15 protein-coding genes are annotated in these 17,408 nt (G+C 38.0%); 11 read left to right on the forward strand and 4 right to left on the reverse strand.

The window, feature by feature from the left end; all coding sequences use genetic code 11:
• Nucleotides 1–176 precede the first annotated feature (176 nt).
• Nucleotides 177–5,312, forward strand: a complete 5,136-nt coding sequence (locus AAJG31_RS22970; protein WP_279495433.1) for an ATP-binding protein — start codon at nt 177–179, stop codon at nt 5,310–5,312.
• A 21-nt stretch (nt 5,313–5,333) separates the two neighbouring features.
• Here the strand turns inward: AAJG31_RS22970 and AAJG31_RS22975 are convergent, their stop codons facing one another.
• On the reverse strand, nt 5,334–6,035 hold the full coding sequence (locus tag AAJG31_RS22975) for a response regulator transcription factor (RefSeq protein ID WP_048392324.1): 702 nt from the start codon (nt 6,033–6,035) through the stop codon (nt 5,334–5,336).
• A gap of 176 nt (nt 6,036–6,211) precedes the next feature.
• Complete coding sequence (locus tag AAJG31_RS22980; protein ID WP_103118398.1) at nt 6,212–6,676, reverse strand: hypothetical protein; 465 nt, start codon at nt 6,674–6,676, stop codon at nt 6,212–6,214.
• A gap of 139 nt (nt 6,677–6,815) precedes the next feature.
• On the opposite strand from AAJG31_RS22980, the gene AAJG31_RS22985 reads away from it, so the two are divergent.
• The 6 genes from AAJG31_RS22985 to AAJG31_RS23010 all read left to right on the forward strand — a co-directional run bounded on the left by AAJG31_RS22985 (nt 6,816) and on the right by AAJG31_RS23010 (nt 11,270).
• Nucleotides 6,816–6,998, forward strand: coding sequence for a DUF4177 domain-containing protein (locus tag AAJG31_RS22985; RefSeq protein WP_048392326.1), 183 nt, complete (start codon nt 6,816–6,818; stop codon nt 6,996–6,998).
• A 191-nt stretch (nt 6,999–7,189) separates the two neighbouring features.
• Entirely contained in the window at nt 7,190–7,894 is a 705-nt protein-coding gene (bioD, locus tag AAJG31_RS22990; RefSeq protein WP_279495431.1) for a dethiobiotin synthase, read from the forward strand.
• The gene (gene bioA, locus AAJG31_RS22995) at nt 7,875–9,251 is read left to right on the forward strand and encodes an adenosylmethionine--8-amino-7-oxononanoate transaminase (RefSeq protein ID WP_066036230.1); all 1,377 of its coding nucleotides are present in this window, start codon (nt 7,875–7,877) and stop codon (nt 9,249–9,251) included. The genes bioD and bioA overlap by 20 nt, the downstream gene beginning before the upstream one ends.
• Nucleotides 9,244–9,837 carry a biotin transporter BioY gene (locus AAJG31_RS23000; RefSeq protein WP_048392329.1) on the forward strand — a complete coding sequence of 198 codons (594 nt, stop codon included), beginning with the start codon at nt 9,244–9,246 and terminating at the stop codon, nt 9,835–9,837. The genes bioA and AAJG31_RS23000 overlap by 8 nt, the downstream gene beginning before the upstream one ends.
• A complete protein-coding gene (gene bioB / locus AAJG31_RS23005; RefSeq protein WP_112118343.1) occupies nt 9,834–10,829 on the forward strand; it encodes a biotin synthase BioB in 996 nt (331 codons plus the stop codon). Before AAJG31_RS23000 ends, bioB begins: the two co-directional genes overlap by 4 nt.
• Before the next feature lie 318 nt (nt 10,830–11,147).
• Nucleotides 11,148–11,270 (forward strand): hypothetical protein, encoded by a 123-nt coding sequence (locus AAJG31_RS23010; RefSeq protein WP_004231260.1) that lies wholly within the window; start codon nt 11,148–11,150, stop codon nt 11,268–11,270.
• 41 nt (nt 11,271–11,311) lie between these two features.
• Here AAJG31_RS23010 and AAJG31_RS23015 read toward each other — a convergent pair whose 3' ends face one another.
• Entirely contained in the window at nt 11,312–11,899 is a 588-nt protein-coding gene (locus AAJG31_RS23015; protein ID WP_279496359.1) for a LysE family transporter, read from the reverse strand.
• Between the two features lie 113 nt (nt 11,900–12,012).
• On the opposite strand from AAJG31_RS23015, the gene AAJG31_RS23020 reads away from it, so the two are divergent.
• Nucleotides 12,013–12,567, forward strand: coding sequence for a helix-turn-helix domain-containing protein (locus AAJG31_RS23020; RefSeq protein WP_054549190.1), 555 nt, complete (start codon nt 12,013–12,015; stop codon nt 12,565–12,567).
• A gap of 42 nt (nt 12,568–12,609) precedes the next feature.
• Here AAJG31_RS23020 and AAJG31_RS23025 read toward each other — a convergent pair whose 3' ends face one another.
• Nucleotides 12,610–13,773 carry a PLP-dependent aminotransferase family protein gene (locus AAJG31_RS23025; protein ID WP_048392333.1) on the reverse strand — a complete coding sequence of 388 codons (1,164 nt, stop codon included), beginning with the start codon at nt 13,771–13,773 and terminating at the stop codon, nt 12,610–12,612.
• A 128-nt stretch (nt 13,774–13,901) separates the two neighbouring features.
• On the opposite strand from AAJG31_RS23025, the gene AAJG31_RS23030 reads away from it, so the two are divergent.
• Genes AAJG31_RS23030 through AAJG31_RS23040 form a run of 3 tightly spaced genes read left to right on the forward strand, consistent with a single transcriptional unit; the run spans nt 13,902 to nt 17,363 of the window.
• Complete coding sequence (locus tag AAJG31_RS23030; protein WP_279495426.1) at nt 13,902–15,299, forward strand: PLP-dependent aminotransferase family protein; 1,398 nt, start codon at nt 13,902–13,904, stop codon at nt 15,297–15,299.
• A 48-nt stretch (nt 15,300–15,347) separates the two neighbouring features.
• Nucleotides 15,348–16,586, forward strand: coding sequence for a DNA polymerase IV (locus AAJG31_RS23035; RefSeq protein ID WP_112118345.1), 1,239 nt, complete (start codon nt 15,348–15,350; stop codon nt 16,584–16,586).
• 24 nt (nt 16,587–16,610) lie between these two features.
• The gene (locus AAJG31_RS23040; protein WP_112118346.1) at nt 16,611–17,363 is read left to right on the forward strand and encodes an alpha/beta hydrolase; all 753 of its coding nucleotides are present in this window, start codon (nt 16,611–16,613) and stop codon (nt 17,361–17,363) included.
• The last annotated feature ends 45 nt before the right edge of the window (nt 17,364–17,408 follow it).

A 17,408-nucleotide genomic window follows, 5' to 3' on the forward strand; every position in this document is an offset into this window, starting at 1 on the left:
CCTTTACTGGTGTTTTTTATGTAAAGGATATCCGTCCTACTATGATCGACACTACAACAAGTAAAGAGGAGTTATTGAGAAACGCTACTATCTGTTCATTCGAAGAGTAGCATTGCAAAAATATAAAGCGGTTACAAAGATGATAAATAACTAGCATAGAAGAGGAGGGATTGTGTATGAACGATTGCATTCTTTTACAGTCTAGTCAAGATTGGCATCTACAGAGAATGTATATGAAGAAGTTTAACAAACTGGTACTGGTAAAAAGTGTTCATCATAATTCAGCAGAGACAAGAGCCAAACTACAATATGAATTTTCCTTGTTTTCGAATGAGCAAAATCCTTGGTTATTAAAGCCAATAGCTATTGATTATATAGATGATCAATATGCAATCATCTATGAAAATTTTAATGGAGTCCCCTTAAAGCAATTCAGTAATAACTTGATTTCTTTGCATCAATTTCTCCAGATTGCCATTGACCTTGTCAATATTTGTATGAAAATGCAACAAAGTGGTTTACTTTATCTACACCTACATCCTAATCAAATCTTAATCAATCCTAATTCTTTAAAAATAAAACTATTAAGCTCTGAATTTAGTACAAAATATGATGTAGAATCTCCAGTTGTGATTGAAAATCCCTATGAACGACTAGAACAGCTACCCTATTATGCACCTGAGCAAACTGGCAGACTTCATTTAGAGGTAGACTATCGGACAGATTTATATGCACTGGGGACCATTTTTTACGAAATACTGGGCGGTCAATTGCCTTTTCAAGCAAAGGATGCTGTCGATTTGATTTATGAAATCATCACAAAAAAACCAGAACCATTGGTAAGTTTAGACAGTCGTTATCATTCATTGCTTTGGGAAATGATTGAAAAGCTATTAGCTAAAAACCCAGCTGATCGTTATCAAAGTGCCATTGGTTTGAGAGAGGATTTGCTACAAATCCAACAGAAACTTTTAGTAAACGAACCGCTTGAAAATTTCCTGCTTGGTGAACAGGATTTGCATCTGAATACGGGACTGTCTACTAAGCTTTATGGGAGAGAATCGCAATTCGCAGAGCTTTCCTCTGTTTTTCGTCAGGTTGCAAAAGGTGACAAAAAGATGGTTACGATATCAGGACAAGCAGGGTATGGAAAGTCCAAGTTAGTTCAAGAATTAAAGGGTGAAATAGCGGCCGCAAAAGGCTATTTTATTACAACTAAGTATGAGCAATTGCAATTAGAAAATGACTATTCCATTGTTATCCATCCTTTAAGGAGTTTATTGAAATTTATTTATATGGAAGGTGAAAGGTCTGTCCATTTATGGAAAAAATTATTTCAAGAGGTTAAATTAGTTGTGACAGATGAACTTATCCATCTATTACCTGAACTTAAATGGTTTGTGAAGGAGGAAGTACACTTCCAAAAAGAAGTTAGCCAAAATACAAAACAGCTCCATTCCTATACGTTTATATCGATTCAAAAAATTTTATTAACATTTGCTATGCAGAAGAAACCAGTTATATGGTTTGTAGATGATTTGCATTGGGCCAATCAAAGTACAGTTGAAATTATGACCCAAATTTTTGAGCAACACCGAGCAGGATACTTTATGATGATTGGTACATTCCGAGTGAATAAGGACAGCGCAGAGGAGGAAAATCAGCAAAGAACTTCTAGTTTTTCGAGCGGTCATCATATCCATTTACCCTTGCTTCAGGAACAACATGTTCAACAATGGTTGGAGGCATCTTTCCAGGCAAAGCCTCATACCATACAGATAATTGCCAAGCAATTATTTAATTTGACCAAAGGGAATCCGTTATTTGTGAAAGAGGCGTTTCGATCACTCCAGCAAGATAACACAATTTATTTTAATGCAACAACAAAAGAATGGGAGTTTAATCGTAAGAAATTTAATTTATCCCGATTGAACAACGAGCTACTTGTCTTTATTGAAACTAGAATGGCTAATTTAACAACAGAAGCCCATGAGATTTTACGCATAGTTGCATGTTTTGGTCAGCGCTTTGAATTTACAGATGTCTTAAAGCTCGTGTCCTTATCAGCTCAAGCGTTATTAAAACACCTGGAAACACTTGTTGAAAATGGCTTTATTATTCCGTTAGATGCCCATTATAAATGGGCAAGTACGTTAGAGCATGAAGGGATTTTACATACATTTTCTACCAAATTCCGATTTGTTCATGATCGTATTCAACAAGTAGCTTATCAGGACTTATCAGGGCAATTGCGTGCTAAATACCATTATCAAATTGGCCAGCTTTTAACAGATGACTCTCAAATGGCTGCAGATCATGATCGATTAAGCGAAATCGTCATGCATTTCAATTACAGTCGCCACTTATTGACTGGGGAAGAAAAGCAAAAGCTGGCTATCTGGAATTATCAACTCGGTATTGAGGCTAAAAGAATAGGGCTCTTTGATAATGCGCTAAAATTTTTTACAACTAGTAAAGAACTATTGACGCCTGATCATTGGGAGACTAGGAGAGAACAGTCGGTTAAATTATATGCAAATTTAGGTGAATGTGAATATTTAACTGGCCACTACGAACAATCGGAAATGCATTTAACAGAAGCTTTGCAGCACGCAGAGACAAAATTAGAAAAACTGATGATTAACAATTTGAAAACGGTATTATACATTGAGTCCGATAACCCTACTATTGGTCTAGAAGCAGGCTTGGCAGGTTTTCAAGTTGCGAATCTTAAAATTTCAGCATATCCTAAAAAGTCACAGCTTCTAAAAGAGTATCTATTGTTGAAATGGGCATTGCGACATATGTCTGACCAAGACTTGTTTCAGCATCCGCCAACGAATAGTAAAGAAATTGATATTTTGATTCATTTAATTATTAATATGACGGCAAGTGCTTTCCTATTAAATCCTAACTTAACAGGCATTCTTTTAATGAAAGGGCTGCGTTTACAGTTGAAGTATGGCGCTACATCGAAAAGCGGCATGGTATTGATTAACTATGCTATGCTTTTAAATGCAGGTTTTGCCAATATAAAAGAAGCCACTCGCTTTGGCAAACTTGCCATCATTGTTGCGGATAACCAAGAAAGCATATATATCAAGGGCCATACTTATTATGTGTATGGCGTGTTTATCAGTCATTGGACAGAGCCCTATGAAACCAGTATTCAATATATTAATGAGGCTCAAGCAAAAAGCCAAGAGCTTGGCTTATATCATTTAGTATCCTCAGCATCATGTTTTATTGTCGCTATACGCCTTATTCAGGGTGTTAACCTAGAGGATTTACAACAAGAAATTAGACGACAACAAGAGGAATTTTCTATTCATGCAAGTACCCTTTCGATTGACTTTTTAGCCGAAATGGGGAGATGGATGAATATCCTCCGCTCTCCACATCATCCTGTACATTGGGCTTGTCCCATCACAATACAGGATCAGCCTGCTATTAAAATCATGCATTATACAGTGCGTTTACAAATGTCCTTTTTATTAGCGGATGAAATACAAGGGAAAGCGATTCTGATTGAATTAAAGAAGCTAAGTAAGGACAGTTATACATTACCAATCACCACAGTCTATTATTTTTATCGGGCCATGTGGCAATTTCACTTTCTGCATAGTCAAAATTGTCAGGTACAGGAGCAGAGGTTATTTTTAACGGATATACGTCAAAGCCTCAAGAAATTTAAGAAATGGGCTGTTTATTCTTCAGAAAATTATGAGCATCTCTATGCTTTATTAATGGCAGAGAATTACCGTTTACACAACAACGACAGTGAGGCAGAACTCTATTATGACCGAGCAATACGATTAGCAAGTATGAATGGTTTTGTCCAGGATACAGCCTTAGCATATGAACGAGCTGCTAACTATTATCTCGCAAAACAGCAAAAGAAAACGGCAAGGCATTATATATTGAATGGTATTCAAAGTATTGAAACGTGGGGAGCAGAAACAGTTGCTAGCAGATGGGCAAGAGAATATCAAGTGCATCGCAAACTGGAGAATCACAGTAGAGAATCACTCACGTTTGATATGATGACGGTTTTTGAAACGACTCAATCATTTGCAACAGCTATTCGTATGGAAGAATTACTGCATAAAATATTGTTTTCACTGTTAAAGCATGTGGGGGCAGATAGTGGCTATTTCATTCATAAACAGCAGCATGAATTATTGGTGTTAGCAAAGGCGGAAGCTGCGGAAAAAACATTTACGATGTATGATCAACAAAGTATGGAGAATTTTAATGCGAATATGCAATCGATTATACGCTATGTTCTTAATAGTAAAGAGCATGTGATTATCGACAATACACAAATAACACAGCATCCTCCTTTCTCCTATTCGACGGCTAAATCTATTCTTTGCCTACCGATTATCCATCAAAATGAAATTATTTCGATATTGTATTTTGAGAATACCTTAATGACGAATGCCTTCCATCCATCTCATGTTCAGCTATTGAAAGTAATTGCGGCTCAAATTGCCGTTTCTTTTGAAAATGCGAAAATATATGGAGATTTAGAAAAACGTGTTCAGTTGCGTACTAGGGAGCTAGATGAGACGAATCGGCATTTGATAAAAATGAATGAACGTTTAGAAAAAAATGAACTGGAACGTAAAAAACTCTTGCATAGTATTTCCCATGAATTACGCTCCCCGTTAACCTCTACATTAGGGTATATAGAACTTATGCTAGAGGGCGTGATTGATGACGCAGTAGCCAGAAAGAAATATTTAATACGAAGTAAAGAAAGGCTATTATCATTAAATAACTTAATTCAAGATTTGTTTGATTTAGCAAATCTAGAAGCTGGTAGAGCAGAATTTTCTTTTACAGAGGTAAAGGCAAAGGAATTATTTTTACAAATGGCAACCCGTTATGAGGATGAAGTAAAACAATCAGGATTAACATTCAGTGCTCACTTTTACGGTCATGAAGAAGCTCAGCTACTGATTGATAAAACGCGAATCAATCAAGTGATTGAAAATATCATGACCAATGCAATGAAATATACATCAAATGGTGGTATTCAATTGTCCTTCCATGTAGAGGACAAGCACTTGTTTTGTTCGATTGCAGATAGTGGCATTGGTATTGCTGAGAGTGATCTTCCCTTTATTTTTGATAGCTATTATCGAGCAACTAACACTCATGAAGCGCATTCGCATGGCATTGGCTTAGCTATCTGTAAACAAATTGTTCGCCAGCATAATGGTGAGATTTTTGTTGAAAGTCTTGAAAATGAAGGAAGCATATTTAGCTTTACATTACCACTAGTTAAGGTATTGGTAAAAAATTAAAAAGGGGTGGTGAGTGTTTTCTTACTTCTCACCACTCTCTTTTTTATAAACGAATTGGTAGCCAAAACCTCTCACTGTTTGAATCCATTTCGGCTTTGAGGGGATATCTTCAATTTTACGACGAAGCGTACTAATATGGACAGATACGGTTTTCAAATCAGTGACACCGTCATAGCCCCACACATGATCAATGAGTTGATCGACACTAATCACTTGATTCGCATGCTCAATTAGAAAAAAGAGGAGTAGCTTCTCCTTCGTAAATAAATTTAAAAGCTGTCCATCCTTATAAACATTTTTCTCATCTAAATGTATGGACAAATTATCTATATGTACAATATTACTTTTCTTTGTTGGGTTTCTTCTTTTTAAATTTGCTTGGATACGGGCCAATAATTCTTTTGGAATAAATGGCTTTGTCATATAATCATCAGCCCCCACCTCAAAGCCCTCAAGTTTCTGTTCAATTAGGTGATTGACGGTCACAAAAATGATAATGACATCCGACACATCACGGATTCTTTTGGCTAACTCGAAGCCTGTACCATCTGGTAAATTAACATCTAACAAGATTAAATCTGGTTGTTGCGTGACAGCGAGATGCCAGCCACTGGATAGAGATGATGCCTTTAATACATTATAGTTAGCATTAGCTAGCGTGAGCGATAAAACCTCCATAATATCTATATCATCTTCCACTATTAAAATTTTCTCGTTCGACATATCTATTAATCACCTTCCTATTTCAAATATACCAACTTTTGTCTAGGTTGGGAATTAGAAGACTTAGAGGTCGAATGATTTTAGAATCCCTCATAACCTTAGTCAAAATAATCATGCAAGTTTACTAAAAAAATAAAGACTTCTATTTCCCATGAGAAAATGAAGTCTCTAAAAAATTAATCTAGGTGTGCGATAGCATGGAGTAGATCGTCACGGATGGCCTCCCAAAATTGCTGTTGAACACTATCACTGTACGTATAAAGCTCTTTATGTTGAACATGCTCATAGATGGCAGCAATCGTTTCTTGATGAAAAGAGAGACGATGGTTTAATAGCTCTCGTTCTTCTTCAATACAAAATAGTTTATAAATATCGGATAAGCGTTCAAACTTTGCTAATTTCTGTGTCATCACTTCATATTGTGTTTGATGAAAACGTCCTACTGCAGAAGTCATTGAGATTTTTGCCCGATGCTCTGCTTGTAATGTCCGATACTCCTCTTGACGGATGGCTACACGATACCAAAATTCATAACGATTAGGTAATTCTTTTAGTTCATAGGTAAGTAATGATTTTAAAATTGAATGCACTTGTTCATATGTATCGATGATCTTCGCTGGTTCTTTAAAAATGCCAAACATACTACCACCCCCATGTAGTTTAATACTACGAGTGAAGATTAAAATCCTTTAAAATAATCATAATATTCAAAAGCGAGAACCTGCTAATTATTGAAACCCTGACTCCGTAGTTACGTAAAGATTTACAGGGGGTGAGTCAATGTATGAGTATAAATTTGTACAAACACATTTAGGTAGCTTTTTTCAGGAATCTACCTATCGGAAAACAATCGAAGAATACGCGAAGCAAGGTTGGCGTTTAGTGCAAGTATTGCCGATTGCTTATAATGGTCATGGGAAACCAACAGACTATGAAATCATTTTTGAGAGATTATTATCATGACTATCAATGAACGCTAGATTTCTGCCATAAATGGTGGGAGTTTAGCGTTTTCTTATTTTAATACAAAATTTGCTGTTTTTATTAACAAAAATAGTGTATTCAGAAAAATATAGAAATAGCATTTACAAAACAAAAATATATGTGTTAACTTAAATAGTGTTAATGGTTAACTTAAAAGAGGGAGGTTAACAATGCAACATTTTTGGGTTGTCGGTACAGATACGGATGTTGGGAAAACAATTGTCACCACCATGTTGATGTGTCATTTACAAAAACAAGGCTTGAAAGTTTCACCATACAAGCCTGTGCAAACAGGAGAGGTATACGAAAACGGTCGTGGCTATTATCATGATACAGCCATGTATGAAAAGTATTCCTTACAAAAGCTTCAACAAGAGCATCTCAATAGCTATTCATTTAGAGAAGCTGCATCGCCACATTTTGCTGCACAACTGGAGGGGCAGCAAATTGATGTCAATGAGCTATTATTGCGGATTCAATTATTACAAGCGTCCTATGATGTTGTGATATGTGAAGGAGCGGGTGGGCTTTTTGTTCCTTTTACTGCTCCCCATGGGATGACGCTGCTTGATGTCATCGTCAGTAGCAAGCTGCCAGTAGTGCTTGTTACAAGGACATCCCTAGGAACGATCAATCACACATTATTAACAATAGATGCATTGCGCTCTCGTGAAGTTGACGTTCTTGGCATAGTGTTTAATGGGAACACAGGTAGCAGTATGGAGCAAGATAATATACAAACGATTTTACAGTACCATCCCTTGCCCAATGCGATTATTCCAAAGCTACAAAATTTGTCACAGCTAATGGATTATGCCATGACGCACACAACACTGTTTGAAAGGCTTTTTAACTATGAAACAAGTATTAACTGATTTACAGCTAAGAGATTTACGTCATGTTTGGCATCCATGCTCACAAATGAAGGACTATGAGGCATTTCCACCCATCGTCATAAAAAAGGGGCAAGGCGTGTGGCTTTATGACGAACATGATCAGCGTTATTTGGATGCTGTATCTTCTTGGTGGGTTAATTTATTTGGACATGCCAATCCGCGTATTAGCAAAGCTTTAAGTGAGCAAGCATTTACATTAGAGCATACGATCTTTGCTAATTTTACACATGAACCAGCCATACAATTGGCTGAAAAATTAACCGCATTAGCACCACAGGGATTACATAAAGTCTTTTTTGCCGATAATGGCTCATCTGCTATTGAAGTTGCACTGAAAATGAGCTTTCAATACCATATGCAGACGGGGAAACCAGCAAAAAAGCGCTTTCTCGCCTTGACGGATGCCTATCATGGAGAAACTATTGGTGCTTTATCCATAGGAGGGGTAGGGCTTTACAATGAAGTTTATCAGCCTCTGTTATTAGATACTGTTCGTGCTAAAGGGCCAGATTGCTTCCGCTGTCCATTTCAGGAAGATCCAGCAAGCTGTAATGCACCATGTAGTCAATTTGTTGAGGAACAACTTCAAGCGCATCATGAGGAAATCACGGCAGTTATTATTGAACCATTAATTCAGGCTGCAGCAGGTATGAAAATGTACCCACCTGTCTATTTACAGCGCTTACGGGCGTTGTGCTCACATTATGATGTGCATTTCATTGCAGATGAAATTGCTGTCGGTTTTGGTCGGACCGGTACATTATTTGCCTGTCAACAAGCGGACATCATGCCAGATTTTATGTGTTTATCAAAGGGGCTAACAGGTGGTTATTTACCTTTATCAGTTGTCTTAACGACGGAGCAAATCTATGACGCTTTTTATGATGATTACGGAACAATGAAGGCTTTTTTACATTCGCATAGCTATTCAGGCAATACATTGGCCTGTCGTGTGGCACTGGAAGTATTAACGATGTTTCAAGAGGAACAAGTGATGGAGATGATTCAGCACAAGGGACAATACATGCGAGCGTTAGCCATGGAAGCTTTTTGTGATATGCCTTATGTGGGTGAATACCGACAAGTTGGTTTAGTGGGAGCGATTGAACTAGTAAAGGACCGGAGGACAAAGGAAGCGTTCGCCAGTGAGGAGCGTATCGGCTATCAAATTTATCAACGGGCTTTAACGAAAGGCTTACTCATCAGACCGCTCGGCAATGTTCTGTATTTTATGCCACCTTATATTATTTCTGAAGAGGAAATGTCATTTATGATTCATACAACGAAAGAGACAATCGAACAATTTTTCCAGGACAGGGGGGCTAAGGTTGGGTAAGCGACAACAAACATTAGCGCTAGTCATGATTGCCATGTTTGCTGCTCTAACAGCAATCGGAGCTTTTGTTAAAATTCCATTGCCTGTCGTACCGTTTACATTACAAATTGTTTTTGTATTTTTAGCAGGCTGTTTATTGGGAAGTCGGAATGGTTTTTATAGTCAACTTGTCTATATCAGCGTGGGCTTAGTAGGCTTACCTGTTTTTACACAGGGTGGTGGTATCACATATGTCTTACAGCCAACTTTTGGTTATCTGATTGGCTTTGCCCTAGCCGCCTATGTGATTGGGTTCATTATTGAAAGGATTGAGACGCCGACGAAAAAGCATTTTATTGCAGCAACCATTATTGGGCTGGTTATTATTTATGCTGTGGCTGTTCCTTATTTGTATGTAGCATTGAATTTCTGGTTAGACATGAAGTCAAGCTGGTCACATGTGTTTGTTGTCGGCTTTTTAAGTAGTATTGTCGCTGATTTTTGCTTAGCTATTACATCAGCGCTATTAGCTGAGCGCTTGTATAAAGTATTTCAGTCAGCAAGAAATGTGAAATTTTCACACGTAGAGGGGGAGAATGTAATATGAATTATTACCAATTAGCACAAGAAGTTATTGCTGGAAAGATCATTAGCAATGAAGAGGCACTTGCCATATTAAATAGTGAGGATGATGCGCTATTACAGCTTATGGATGGTGCTTTTACGATTCGTCGTCATTATTATGGTAAAAAAGTTAAATTGAATATGATTATGAACGCCAAAAGCGGATATTGCCCCGAGGATTGTGGCTATTGCTCCCAGTCCTCTAAATCAACGGCTCCTATTGAGAAATATCCATTTATTACAAAAGAGGAAATTTTAGCAGGTGCAAAACGAGCGTTTGACAATAAGATTGGGACGTATTGTATTGTAGCCAGTGGTCGTGGGCCAACACGTAAGGATGTCAATGTCGTGAGTGAGGCGGTTGCTGAAATAAAAGAAAAGTATGGCTTGAAGGTTTGTGCCTGTCTTGGCTTACTAAAAGAAGAACAGGCACAGCAACTAAAGGAAGCGGGGGTGGATCGCTACAATCATAATTTAAATACATCGGAACGTCATCATTCCTTCATCACGACCTCACATACATATGAGGATCGTGTCAATACGGTAGAGATTGTGAAAAAGCATGGAATTTCACCTTGCTCGGGTGCCATTATTGGGATGAAGGAAACAAAAGAGGATGTCGTCAATATTGCACGCGCCCTCCATCAATTGGACGCTGATTCTATTCCTGTAAACTTTTTAAATGCAATTGATGGCACAAAGCTAGAAGGGACTAAGGATTTAAATCCCCGTTATTGTTTAAAGGTTTTAGCTTTATTCCGCTACATCAATCCGACAAAGGAAATCCGTATTTCGGGTGGTCGTGAAATCAATTTGGGCTCACTTCAGCCACTTGGTCTCTATGCAGCTAATAGTATTTTTGTTGGGGATTATTTAACAACAGCAGGACAGGAAGCGAATAGCGATTATCGCATGCTGGAGGATTTGGGCTTCGAAATAGAATTAACACATAAACAAGAAGAAGTATTTTGTTAAACTTATGACATGTAAATCTACTACTACAGCAAAAACCGTACTATTGTACGGTTTTTTGGTTGTAGTGAAAAGAGACGGATAGACCTGACATCACTGGCAGTGGATATACCTATAAAATCAAGGTTTTCACAAATTGTTCAATGAAAGCGTTTTGAAATTGAACAGTTTGTGAAGACCTTCACATAAAGCTTTCTTTTTAAAAAAATCAGCGTAAAATAAGAATCAAGTAAGGAATTGTTATAAAACAGTTGATAAGTCATATCACAAATTTTGGTGGTTGTTATATTACAAAAATAATGAGTGAAGGGAGCTTTTCACATGTGGGTTATTACAGTTTTTGATAAAAAGGACGTTCGAATTTTTGAGTACGCGAGCAAAAATGAGGCAACAGAAGCTTTAGCAAAATTCAAGAAAAATGCCGTTTTAACGTATACAAAATGAGTTGCTGATAAAGCAGCCCTCTACCGACAGAGGGCTGTTTTTTAATGTACAACAATGGAAACAGCACTGTACATTAATAATAGTGCCATAATCATGTTAAATGGTTTTCGGTATTGCTGTAGTGCTTTTTGAAAAACGGAGCCACATAATGCCCAACTAAATGTACTGATTACCCCTACTAGCGCTAAAAAGAACGAGAAGAGTAGATAGCTTATGTAGGATGAGTAGTAGGGTAGGATGTAAGTTACGACAACAGTAAGACCAAATAAAATACCTTTTGGGTTAATAAATTGAACGAACGCTCCTAAAAAAAATAGGTTTCGTTTTTTTTCTTCATTGTCGTGATCCTCTAATTCTTTGCTTGTTAAAATTTTATAAGCCAGGTACAACATATAGCCTACACCAAATATGGTTAGGGGTAATTCAATGGCAGGTAAAATGTTTAACATGATCGTGTTAAAAAAGCTACTAAGACCAATAATGATGAAAAAACCAATCCCTACACCTAAACAGAATGGAATCGTTTTCGCTAAGCCATATTGTTTAGCAAAAACCATCGCCATAAAATTATTCGGGCCAGGTGTAAAGCTTGTAATGATGATAAATAATAAAAAGGAAAATACAGGCAAAACAATCCCTTCTTTCAAGTTGTATGATATAATGCACGAAATAGACTGTATAACGTCGGTCTTTTTATTATACAAAACGTGCGTTATATTGTACATACAAGGAGGGCTTTTGGATGGAAGAAATTCATCTCGTCTTTGCGAGAAATTTAAAGGCAATTCGAGAAAGGGAGAAATTAAGCTTAGAGAAGGTTTCTCAGCTTAGTGGCGTGAGTAAAACGATGATTGGTCAAATTGAGAGGGGAGAATCCAGTCCAACTTTGACAACAATTTGGAAAATTGCAAATGGATTAAAGGTTTCGTTTACAGAGCTTATTCATCCTCCCCAACCTGAGACGGAGGTTATTCGCGGTAAAGAAATTCAAGTATTGAAGGAAGATCATGGCCGATATATGGTTTATCCTCATTTCCCCTATCAAAAGGATAGTCGTTTTGAAATATATACAATTGAAATCAAAGAAAATGGAACGTTAGATGCTGAGGCTCATCGAGAAGGAACGGAGGAATATATAACCGTTTTTGATGGGGAATTAATCATCCATATACAGGGTCAGGATTATCGATTAACAAGTGGTGATGCCATACGATTTAAGGCTGACCGTCCACACACATACAGCAATCCAGGTAGTACAGTAACACGACTTAGTATGACTATTTACTATCCACATTAAAAAACGTATAAACGCTTTTCACAGCGTTTATACGTTTTCGTTTTATAAAATACTAGCTAAACGTTTAATTCCCTCACGGATGACTTCAGGTGTTGCATTTGTATAGTTAAGACGCATTGTATTCACATTCGTTTTTGATGTGTAGAATGGATCGCCAGGCACGAAGGCTACCTTTTGTTCCATCGCTTTATTGAATACATCAAGGGCCGGTGTACCGTCCTTCATTGTTGCCCAAATGAACATGCCACCCTCAGGTCGAGTATATTCAACATGGGCAGGGAAAAACTCCTGCATAGCATCAAGCATCGCATCCGACTGATTTTTATATAAAGCAATAATTTTCTTTACATGTTCGGTATAATCATTACTTGCTAAGTAATCGTAGATAACATATTGTGAAAAAATATTAGTATGAAGATCAGACGCTTGCTTCGCTGTTTCAATATGCTGCAATAGCTCTTTGTTTTTTGTGATAATAAAGCCAAGACGCATGCCTGGTGTGACCGTTTTAGAGAAAGAACCTAGTAAAATACTATTTTCTAATTTTCCAGCACCGATATATGGAAGTGGCTCCCCTTGGAAACGTAGCTCCCCGTATGGATCATCCTCAATTAAAGCAACATCATATTTTGCCACTATTTCGCAAATTTGCTCACGCTTTTCTTTCGAATATGTGAGTCCTGTTGGGTTTTGGAAGTTCGGCACCGTATAAATGAATTTTACATTTGGTTGTTGTAGAGCACGCTCTAACTCTTCTAAGTTAAGACCATCATTTTCTAGCGTAACACCATGGAAAGTTGGCTCTGTTAAAGTAAAGGCTTGAATAGCCCCTAGGTAACCTGGCTCTTCGATGATAATGCCATCGCCTTTATTGATAAGTACTTTACCAATTAGTTCAAGCGCTTGCTGTGAACCTGTAGTAATAAAGACATCGTCAGCATGTACATCAAGTCCATGGACACGTTGATATTTCGCGGCAATATATTCACGCAATGGTGCATAACCCTGTGTGGATGAATATTGGAATAATCGGCTGCCATTTACTGTAATAGCATGGTCTACGGATGCTCTCAATGCATCAATCGGGAAAGAAATCGGGTTTGGAAGCCCGCCTGCAAAGGAAATAACGTCCTCGGCATCTGTCACTTTTAAAATATTTCGAATAAATGAGGATGGTGTTTTTAAGATTCTTTCAGAATATTGCATAATTATCGGTCCTTTTTTTCTGATTTTTTAAAAATTATATCATTGTCATCGTGTGCATACAATATTATCATTGTATGCAAGACAATTAAACTATTGTATGCAAATTAAGAGAAAGAAGGGCCTAGTGAATGCCTATTAATTCATTTGACGAGTATCCAATGAGTTGGAAGCCGGATATTAGCAATATTTCTGCTCCGTTATATATAGCCATCGCACATCAGCTAGAACAAGATATTAAGGATGGAAAGCTAGTACCAGGAACAAAATTGCCACCCCAGCGTGAATTAGCTGATTTTTTAGATGTGAATTTGAGTACGATTACAAGAGCCTTTAAGCTTTGTGGCCAAAAAGGATTAATTTATGCCTCAATTGGCAGCGGTACATTCGTTTCAACAGATGCGGCTAGCAATAAAATGTTACTGCCAACCAACCATGCCACACCTATCATTGAAATGGGCTCTGTTTTACCAGATAATTTTGTTAATGATGATATTACACGCTTTATGAAGAAAATGATAAACGAACCTAGTTTTAGCATGCTATTTCAATATGGACGACCAGAGGGCAATGCATGGCAAAACGAAGCCGTGATGAAGCTACTCGAACTAGTAAATTTTCAAACAGACCAGCCTATTCTTCTAGGAGCAGGCGGACAAAATGCCATTGTGGGAACCCTTGCAGCTTTATTTCAGCCAGGCGACCGCATTGGTACAGATCCAATTACCTATGCAGGCATTAAAACAGCTGCAAATATGCTTGGTATCCAGCTTGTGGCTATCCAACAATGTCAGGGTGAAATGACAAAAGAAGGATTACTATATGCTTGTAAAAATGAACATATCAAAGGAATCTATGTGATCCCTGATTTTCATAACCCAACGACTCATACGATGTCAGTAGAAACAAGAAAAATGATTGCAGACGTGGCAAGACAGAAGGATTTGCTTGTAATCGAGGATGCTATCTATAGCTTTCTCAAGGAGCAACCGCTTGCTCCGATTGCTTCTTATGCACCTGATAAGGTTGTTTACATTGCTAGCCTATCTAAAACACTATCACCTGGTTTACGATTATCCTTCCTTGTGACACCACCTGCGCTACGTAAAAAAATAATGGAAACGCTCTATAATATCAACATTTCCGTTTCTCCTATCATGCTGGAGCTTGCAGCACGATTAATCCATGAAGGTGTTGCCCAAACGATATTAGAAAAACACCGAGCATATGCCAAGCAGCAAAATGCGCTTGTCGATCAGTATTTAGGGGATTATCACATATTAGGGGATGAGGAATGTATTTTTAGGTGGATCCAATTGCCTGACAAATTTACGGGTGTTCAATTTGAATTGTTAGCTTCGAAAGCTGGTGTACAAGTCTATGCAGCGGAACGCTTTGCCGTAGGGAATACAAAGCCTGTCAATGCCGTTCGTTTAGCCATTGCAGCACCAGAATCTCAACTTGAGCAAGCGTTAATTATTTTAAAGGACCTCCTCGAAAGTAATGGTGATTATGCATTTGTTGATTAGAGGTTATGGGGCGTATAATAAGGCTAAGAAAGAAACGAGGTGATGAGCATGGCACATAAAGGGCGTGTTATTTTGCATGTGGATATGAACAGTTTCTATGCTTCTGTGGAGCAAGCACATGACCCAAGTTTAAAGGGGAAGCCTATCGCAATTGCAGGGAACCCAAAGGAACGGCGTGGCATTTTAGTAACTTGTTCATATGAAGCAAGAGCGCTAGGCATTTATACAACTATGACTGTTCATGAAGCGAAGCGTAAATGTCCTGAGCTATTGTTATTACCTCCAGATTTTCAAAAGTATCGTCATGCATCTAAAGAAATGTTCACCATTCTTCGAAGCTATACACCATTAGTAGAGCCTGTTTCGATTGATGAGGGCTACTTGGATGTGACTGAGCTAAGCAAGGAACGGCATGCCTTAAGTATTGCCCAGGAAATACAAGCGCGCATTTTAGCTGAGCTGGATTTACCTTGTTCCATCGGTATTGCACCGAATAAATTTTTAGCGAAAACAGCCTCTGATATGAAGAAACCAATGGGGATTACCGTACTACGAATACGGGATATTGAACAGCAATTATGGCATCGTGAGGTTGTCAACATGCATGGGATTGGAGCAAGTACTGCTAAAAAATTAAATGCACAAGGCATCTTTACAATAGGTGATTTAGCTAAGACAGAAGAATTTAAAATGAAGCAAATTTTAGGGAAGAATGGGGTACGGCTTCGAGCAAGGGCCAATGGGGTGGATCAGCGCATGGTCGATCCTGAGGCAATCTTTGATACGAAAAGCGTTGGGAATTCAACAACATTACCAGAAGATGTAACAGATGTTCGTACACTTCATAAAACAATCGAAGGTCTATGTAAAAAAGTGGTGGAGCGTCTTGATGCGAAGCGCTTAGCAGGTTCAACTGTGAGCATTCAAATTCGGGATGCTGATTGGCATAATCATACACGTTCGAAAACAATGTCCAATGTCCTGTATCGTTATGATGAAATTTACGACATTGCTTGTACTTTATTTGATAAGCATTGGGATGAATCTCCTGTAAGATTACTTGGTGTAACGGTTTCCAATGTGGTGGATCGTAAAGATTATTCACAGCAATTATCGATATTTGATTTTCAGGAGCATGCGAAAGATGAACCGATTCTCAAGCTTGTCGATGAAATTGAGGGACGGTTTGGCAAGGGGATTATAAAACGTGGTGTAGATTTAGGGAAACGTTCCTCCTATCAATCCCAAACAAGCTTTAGTAAAGATTTTTTAGATGACCATGAATGAGAAAGAATGAAAGTAGGTGTATCTATGCAATACAAGGAGTATGGGGATGCTAACAATCCTTTCATGATGTTTATTCATGGAGGGGGCGTTGGAGGGTGGATGTGGGATCAGCAAGTTCACCATTTTTCCCATTATCACTGTGTTATACCTGAGCTAATGACACACAATCCATTTTCCATTGAACAAAGTGCGAAAGAGCTTCTTCTGCTTATTGAGAAAAAAGCCAATGGGAAGCCTGTTATAGTAATTGGTTTCTCTTTAGGAGCGCAAATCGCTATTCAAATGCTAAGTCTACAGCCTAGTTTAATCGATTTTACGATCATCAATAGTGCGCTCGTGATACCCTCTCCTACTGTAGAAAGGATGCTTCAACCTTTTATTCGACTGTCATTTCCGCTTATAAAAAATAAAACATTTGCGAAACTTCAAGCAAAAGCCCTGTACATTCAAGAAGATTATTTTGAGCGTTACTATCAAGAGAGTGCCACGATGAAAGTAGATACATTGATTCAAATTTTGCGAGAAAATATGTCGTTTTCCATCCCAGCTGACTTTAACAAAGCTCAAGGAAAGATTCTAATAACTGTGGGAGAAAAAGAGAAAAGCAACATGAGAAAATCTGCTAAAGCACTTGTGCGAAGTCATCCAAATAGCAAGGGTGTGTTATTGAAGAACATCGGTCACGGCGTCTCATTAGCCCAACCTGCATTTTTTAATCGCTTTGTAGAGAATTGGATTAAGGATGGTCAATTACCTGAAGGGACAGTTATTCGGTAGGGGAACCCCATTACGAATCGTCATCCATAATGGAGTTGATGTATG

The organism is Lysinibacillus sp. BS3 (assembly GCF_039614735.1).
Classification (GTDB): domain Bacteria; phylum Bacillota; class Bacilli; order Bacillales_A; family Planococcaceae; genus Lysinibacillus; species Lysinibacillus capsici.

Excerpts from the sequence above, each read along its gene's own strand:
- bioD (WP_279495431.1), top strand. The coding sequence starts at position 7,190 with ATGCAACATTTTTGGGTTGTCGGTACAGATACGGATGTTGGGAAAACA.
- AAJG31_RS23020 (WP_054549190.1), top strand. The coding sequence starts at position 12,013 with ATGGAAGAAATTCATCTCGTCTTTGCGAGAAATTTAAAGGCAATTCGA.
- AAJG31_RS23025 (WP_048392333.1), bottom strand. The coding sequence starts at position 13,773 with ATGCAATATTCTGAAAGAATCTTAAAAACACCATCCTCATTTATTCGA.
- bioA (WP_066036230.1), top strand. The coding sequence starts at position 7,875 with ATGAAACAAGTATTAACTGATTTACAGCTAAGAGATTTACGTCATGTT.
- AAJG31_RS23010 (WP_004231260.1), top strand. The coding sequence starts at position 11,148 with ATGTGGGTTATTACAGTTTTTGATAAAAAGGACGTTCGAATTTTTGAG.
- AAJG31_RS23030 (WP_279495426.1), top strand. The coding sequence starts at position 13,902 with ATGCCTATTAATTCATTTGACGAGTATCCAATGAGTTGGAAGCCGGAT.
- bioB (WP_112118343.1), top strand. The coding sequence starts at position 9,834 with ATGAATTATTACCAATTAGCACAAGAAGTTATTGCTGGAAAGATCATT.
- AAJG31_RS22985 (WP_048392326.1), top strand. The coding sequence starts at position 6,816 with ATGTATGAGTATAAATTTGTACAAACACATTTAGGTAGCTTTTTTCAG.
- AAJG31_RS22975 (WP_048392324.1), bottom strand. The coding sequence starts at position 6,035 with ATGTCGAACGAGAAAATTTTAATAGTGGAAGATGATATAGATATTATG.
- AAJG31_RS23040 (WP_112118346.1), top strand. The coding sequence starts at position 16,611 with ATGCAATACAAGGAGTATGGGGATGCTAACAATCCTTTCATGATGTTT.
- AAJG31_RS22980 (WP_103118398.1), bottom strand. The coding sequence starts at position 6,676 with ATGTTTGGCATTTTTAAAGAACCAGCGAAGATCATCGATACATATGAA.
- AAJG31_RS22970 (WP_279495433.1), top strand. The coding sequence starts at position 177 with ATGAACGATTGCATTCTTTTACAGTCTAGTCAAGATTGGCATCTACAG.
- AAJG31_RS23035 (WP_112118345.1), top strand. The coding sequence starts at position 15,348 with ATGGCACATAAAGGGCGTGTTATTTTGCATGTGGATATGAACAGTTTC.